The organism is Methanoregula sp., from assembly GCF_002835825.1.
Lineage (GTDB): Archaea > Halobacteriota > Methanomicrobia > Methanomicrobiales > Methanospirillaceae > Methanoregula.
In genome coordinates this window covers 1-5,363 of the sequence record NZ_PIZH01000140.1, presented here as the reverse complement: position 1 = coordinate 5,363, position 5,363 = coordinate 1, and the positions used below count along the sequence as shown (strand labels likewise).

General features: G+C 59.1%; 7 protein-coding genes. 5 read left to right on the top strand and 2 right to left on the bottom strand.

What is annotated here, in order from left to right:
- Together nrdD and CW742_RS06435 are read left to right on the top strand one after the other, a co-directional pair.
- Positions 1-325, top strand: a 325-nt coding sequence (nrdD, locus tag CW742_RS06440; RefSeq protein WP_292418077.1) for an anaerobic ribonucleoside-triphosphate reductase, incomplete at its 5' end; no start/stop codon positions are given.
- Positions 322-1,212, top strand: coding sequence for an adenosylcobinamide amidohydrolase (locus CW742_RS06435; RefSeq protein ID WP_292418075.1), 891 nt, complete (start codon positions 322-324; stop codon positions 1,210-1,212). The genes nrdD and CW742_RS06435, both read left to right, overlap by 4 nt.
- Positions 1,213-1,498: 286 nt before the next feature.
- Here CW742_RS06435 and CW742_RS06430 read toward each other — a convergent pair whose 3' ends face one another.
- Positions 1,499-1,693, bottom strand: coding sequence for a DUF1858 domain-containing protein (locus CW742_RS06430; protein ID WP_015284064.1), 195 nt, complete (start codon positions 1,691-1,693; stop codon positions 1,499-1,501).
- Positions 1,694-1,849: 156 nt separating this feature from the next.
- Between CW742_RS06430 and CW742_RS06425 the strand changes: the two genes are divergently transcribed.
- From CW742_RS06425 to CW742_RS06415, 3 genes are all read left to right on the top strand, one after another.
- Positions 1,850-3,106, top strand: a complete 1,257-nt coding sequence (locus tag CW742_RS06425) for a nucleotide-binding protein (protein WP_292418068.1) — start codon at positions 1,850-1,852, stop codon at positions 3,104-3,106.
- Entirely contained in the window at positions 3,103-3,705 is a 603-nt protein-coding gene (locus CW742_RS06420; protein ID WP_292418066.1) for an RPA family protein, read from the top strand. The genes CW742_RS06425 and CW742_RS06420 overlap by 4 nt, the downstream gene beginning before the upstream one ends.
- 460 nt (positions 3,706-4,165) lie before the next feature.
- Positions 4,166-5,005 carry a methyltransferase domain-containing protein gene (locus CW742_RS06415; RefSeq protein ID WP_292418063.1) on the top strand — a complete coding sequence of 280 codons (840 nt, stop codon included), beginning with the start codon at positions 4,166-4,168 and terminating at the stop codon, positions 5,003-5,005.
- Between the two features lie 42 nt (positions 5,006-5,047).
- Here CW742_RS06415 and CW742_RS06410 read toward each other — a convergent pair.
- The coding region (locus CW742_RS06410) for a Xaa-Pro peptidase family protein (RefSeq protein WP_292418060.1) at positions 5,048-5,363 on the bottom strand (316 nt) is incomplete at its 5' end.

Here is a 5,363-nt window from a genome sequence, read left to right as displayed (position 1 = left end):
CTACAAGACACTATCCGACATTCCCGAGCATGACCGTAAATACAAGTGCCACACCTGCCACCTCATTGTCGAGGAGAACCCGTGTCCGAACTGCGGCGAGACACACCTCGAGCTCATGTGCCCCCTCGACCACTGCAACTGCACCCATGAAGTGATCGCGGGCATCGAATACTGCCCGCTCTGCGGCCAGGCGGTCTGCCCCGAGTGCGGCTCACACGACGTCACCCAGATCAGCAGGGTCACAGGATACCTCCAGGACGTCTCCGGCTGGAATGCCGGCAAGCAGCAGGAGCTCAAAGACCGCACCCGCTATTCTGTTGCATGAGATATTACCTCGGTAAATCCACGCTTTTTATCCGCGGGTCGTTCCGCGCCGCCAGCACCGGGATTCTCGGGGGCATCCGTTCGGTCTCTTCCCTCATCAACCATACCGTCCCTCAAGACTGGCACCATGATGATCCGGAAAAAGAGATCGAGCGGGTCGCTGCCGCAGAGGGGATTGGATCCGATCTCTTCGGCCTCCTGACTTCTGTCCCGGTGCAGCAGGCCTGCATCCTCCAGTACGATTTCATAACGGTCTTTGTTACAGCCGGGACCCGGCGGGAGCCCCCGTCAACGGCCGGCACGATCAACATCATCATCTGCAGCAGCGAAGGGATGGAGGACGCTGCCCTGCTCGAGACCATCATGGTCGCGACCGAGGCAAAGGCCGAGGCGCTGCTCGGGCTCGACCTCCCGGCAACCGGCACGCCCACCGATGCCGTTATCGCAGCCTCGGAAGGTGAGACCTTCCACCGGTTTGCCGGCCGCATCACGCCGGCCGGCCTGCGGGTCCGGGAGGCCGTCCTCCACGGGGTCCCCGAGGCTCTCCAAAGGCATGACACCGGCACGCAGTCCAGCCGCCCGGCCTTCTTCGTCTACAGCCGGTTCCAAGGCGGCCACTGGGCGGAGTGGACACCCGGTAAGGAATGCCCGTATTACCCCTGCCATTTCGCAGGGCAGTCCTGCGCCTTCTGTTACTGCCCGTTCTACCCGTGCAAAGACGAACGTCTCGGGCAGTGGGTGACAAGTTCGGGCGGGGGAAAGGTCTGGAACTGTGCTGCCTGCACGCTCCTGCACGAGCCGGCTGTTGCCACCTATTTCAGAAAATTCCCGAATGCCTCACGCGAAGAGCTGATGCAGTACGCAGAACAGCAGACGCAGAAACAATAATCACCTTTTAAAAACGGAAAAGAAAAACGCAGTTTGTTTGGTCCCTTTTGCATAAGGGATTCTTTTGCCCAATGAAAAAGAGGCCTTCCTCCTTTATGCTTGGGCGATTGTTTGGCCCGACGTAAAGAGTGGGTTGACTCTTTTATGTCGTGCGGTTCACCGCACGATGAGAAGAGTGATCTCAATCACTCTTTGATGGTGAACTCCGCCGGGAGTTCATTGAGAGGAATAATACAATTATTCCTTGATGCTTGGGTAATTTTATTGCCCGACTAAAAGAGTGGGCTCACTCTTTTATGCCAAGCGCGTTGAGGAGCTCGGGGAGCGGGATGCCGTGTGCCTCGGCAGCCTGCCGGATGGTTTCGCCGCGGGCGATTGCGCAGCCGACACAGCCCATGCCGAACTTGAAGAGAGCCTCGGTTGCCTCAGGCTTTGCCTTGAGGAGTTCATAGATCGTGCTGTCAGCGGTTATCTCAGACATAGTAACTCTAAGTTCAGCTCTTTCGTGAGATAAATCTCGCGATACTACCCGACTCCTTTGCCGGGGGAAGTGCGATACAAAGCAACACTTTCACTACGCATGGTGACATACTTATCTGCACAGCATTCTGAATTTTATAACTGGAGATGTATGAAAATGGATTATTCCGAAGCAGCAAACCGAATCTCCCGAAAATTTGCCCAGGGCGGGCAGACGCCCGATGTGACGAAGATCGAAGGCAAACTCCGGCGGCTCGTGGACGAATTCGGTGTCCAGCCCTCCGAGGCGGAACGCAGCGTGACGAGCGAACTCGCAAAGGAGTACAACCTCCCGGCACCGGGTTCCGGTGGAAGTTCCGGTGCGGGTGGCTCGGGCGGCGGCACGCAGGAGAAGAAGATCGCCGAAGGAGTGCCCGGTGAATGGGTGACCATTGAAGGAAAGATCGTGGCACTCTCGGCACCAGCTTCAGCGTCAATTGCCCAGAGCGGCATCATCGCCGACGACTCCGGCGCGATCCGGTTCGTTGTCTGGGCAAAGTCCAATGCCCCTGCCATGGCCGAGGGATCATGGTACCGGATCGAGTCGGCAGTCATGGACGAGTACAAGGGTGTAGCGAACCTCAAGGTCCACTCAGGAACGACCATTAAGGAGATCGCGGAGGACCGGTCGCTCATTCCGACCCCGACACCCATAAAAGACCTGCGGCCCGGCATTGGCGGGGTGCGGGCCAAGTTCGTGCAGGAGTGGGAGGCGAACCACGAACGGATGCTCCAGTCCGGCCTCTTAGGCGACGAGACCGGCACCATCAAGTTCGTAATCTGGAAGGAGCCGGGCAAGGAAAAACTCGTGCCCGGTGCCGTGTACAACATCTTTTACGCACAGGTGGACGAGTTCAATGGCCGGCTCTCGCTGAACCTGAACGCGGCAACCATCCTTCAGGAGGAAGGCGAGATCGCGGTGAGCGGCGGGGAGGCCGCCTTCACCGGCGCCATCGTCCACATTGCACCGGGATCCGGTATCATCAAGCGCTGCCCGGTGGAGGGCTGCAACCGTGCCTTATCAAGGCAGAACTACTGCCCGGTCCACGAGATCCAGCCGAAGTTCGTATACGACCTTCGGATCAAAGGATGGCTTGACGACGGCGAGAAGACCCACAATGTCCTGATCCAGCGCGATGTTGTCGAGGCCCTGACCGGGATCTCTCTTGCAAAGGCGCAGGAGATCGCGGAGAACAACCCGCTCGGGATGGACGAGGTCTTCCTCCAGATGCGGGACGCCGTGCTCGGCCGGTACATCACCTGCCATGGCCGCGAGATCGATGGCCGCCTGCTGGTCAACAAGTGCGAGAAGGTTGCGTTCAGCACGGGGGACCATACCGCTTTACTGAATCGTGCCGGGGGGGCACCCTCATGAGCACGAACGCACGCGATATGCCCCGCCGTGAGGGGCAGTTCGAGCGCGAACCCGCACGACGGGTCTTTGCCGCCGAGCTCCGGGAGTGCCGGTACCAGTTCAAGGATGGCGAGGACGAGAAAAGCCCGACGTTCGTCCTGCTGCCGAGCGGTGAGCGCTCGAACAGGATCTTCATTGTCGGTACCCTGACCGAGAAGACCCGGCAGGGCGAACAGAACATGTTCTACCGGGGCCGCGTGGTCGACCCTACGGGGACGTTCTTTGTGATGGCCGGCAGTTACCAGCCGGAGGCAATGCAGCAGCTCGCCAAGATCGAGCCGCCGCAGTTCGTTGCGGTGATCGGAAAAGCCTCTATCTACCAGAAAGACCCTGCAAGTGCTCCTCTCGTCTCCGTCCGGGTCGAGTCGATCACCGTGGTGGACAAGGACACCCGCGACCTCTGGGTGCTTGACGCCGCAATGCACACGCTGGACCGGGTCGATGCATTCGCAAAAGAGCCGACGCCCGACATCCTGAAGGCAAAAGAGCAGTACCCCACGATCGACCCCTCGCTCTTCCGGAAGATCGCGTACGATGCGCTAGCGCAGATCAAGATGTGAGAATTTGAGGAGTTATCAAACCCAAAGAACAACTAACAATCTGCAATTCTTTTTTTATAACGCTCCCGGGGCTTCGTTCATCAAAGATGTTCTGATGAACATCCTCCCATCCTCCTATGATTCTCACCCACTTGGATATTCTGTCACAATTTAGTACACCGCCCGACCCCCACCACCCGTCCGTATTGGGATCCAGCACTTTGCCGACGGAAGGTTATCCGATCTTTCCAGAAAATGGGGAATCAGGTGGGGGGGTCGGGCGGTGTACTAATTGATTCAGGCCAGGTTCCTGTAATGAAAACTCCGGATTTTTCGGGAGAGGCCCCTCGCCACCCGCAGGGTCCGGCAAATATTTGTACACCGTCCGACCCCTGCACCCACCCTGACCGTTCCCACAAACCCGGAGAAAAACCCTTACATCCTCCGCCGTTGAAAAGAGAGGTATCCAACACCCGCTCTCATGACCCCGCCTGCCATCCCTTCGCGCCAGTCGCTCGCCACCGGGTTCCGGAATGTCGATTCATCCGGAGACACTGACGCGTGCCACCGGTGCCTCGACCTGATTGCCGGCATCCCTTTTTTCCGTGACGTAAAGGAAGAGAGCTTCCGGATCATTGCCGATACAAATCCCTTACGGGTGCTTGATGCCGGCTGTGGCGCGGGAGCCGACCTCGTCACGCTTGCAGCCCGGCTCTCCCCGGAATGCAGGCTTGTCGGTCTGGACGCAAGCGATGCGCTCCTTTCTCGTGCAGCGGCGCGGACAGCCAGCTGCCGGGAACGGTGCTTCCTTGTCCGTGGTGACATTACCCAAAATCCCTTCCGGAGTGATGCGTTCGATGCCTGCCGGATCGACCGGGTGCTCCAGCACCTTCGTGAGCCGGAGGTGACAATCCGTGAACTGGCCCGGGTACTGAAACCGGGCGGTGTTCTGGTTGCATTCGACAATGACTGGGAGACGTTCTCGATCAGCCTTGGCGACCAGGAGATCGCTGCCCGGATCCGCCATGCCTGGCATGACAGTTTCGCGTCGGGACGAGTGGGGAAGGACCTCCCCTCGCTGTTTGAGACCTGCGGGATCACGGCTGTCCGTTCAGAGCCCCGCGAGCTCGTGCTCACCGACCTTGCGACAGCAAAACAGGTCTTCGACCTGCCGGACCTGCTGGAGCGGATGGTCCGGGCCGGGAACCTTGAACCGGGCGAGACCGCCGTTATCTGGGAGGAACTCATCCGCACGGGGAGAAAAGGGGGGTTTTCCGCAGGCTACACCGGGTATCTCGTACGAGGGACAAAAGAGGGGTAACGGTTACAAAAAAGCGTTATTAGGGATAGTCCCCGACGCGAATCAGAATACTTCGATTAATCCTTTGCTTTTCCCGGTCAGCGACCGGCCGCCCTGCGGGCTGACGGCGAACGTGTTCTCAATCCCGACAAGCCCGACATCCGGAATTCCCTTCTTGGGCTCGAGAGCAAAGACCATTCCTTCTTCGAGCGGCTCGTCAAAGCCCTCCGCGATGACCGGGGTCTCGTCGATCCAGAGCCCGATCCCGTGGCCGAGGAACTTCACCTGCTTCCCGCCGTATCCCATGAAGTTCTCGAGGAACGCCGGCTCAAGGCTCGCCATGACAGCCCGGTAAATGTCTGACGGGACCGCGCCGGGT